Origin of the sequence: Acidovorax facilis (assembly GCF_023913775.1) — a bacterium.
Lineage (GTDB): Bacteria > Pseudomonadota > Gammaproteobacteria > Burkholderiales > Burkholderiaceae_C > Acidovorax > Acidovorax facilis.
The window spans coordinates 1-255 of sequence record NZ_JAMXAX010000364.1 but is presented as its reverse complement, the minus strand read 5'-3'; the positions used below and the strand labels follow the sequence as shown (position 1 = coordinate 255).

The window sequence follows — 255 nt, the reverse complement described above, 5'->3', positions numbered from 1 at the left end:
GAGCGCTCCTGGCGCATGCGCTTTGAGGCCTACCGCAGTGCCTTTCCTGATGCGGCGGACGAGTTCGAGCGCCGCATCACCGGCCGACTGCTGCCCGCGCTGGCCGATCAGTTGCCTAGCTTGCTGGCCGCTATTGCGGACAGGCCGCAAGCCCTGGCTACCCGGAAAGCCAGCCAGAACGTCCTGGATGTGCTGGCGCCGCTGGTGCCGGAGCTGTTTGGCGGGAGTGCGGACCTGACTGGTTCTAACCTCACC

Annotated in this window: 1 pseudogene; it reads left to right on the top strand. The window is 66.7% G+C overall.

From position 1 onward, the window contains the following. Window positions 1-15 precede the first annotated feature (15 nt). Window positions 16-255 (top strand): annotated as a pseudogene (locus tag NFX52_RS30615) (transketolase); the annotation flags it as partial.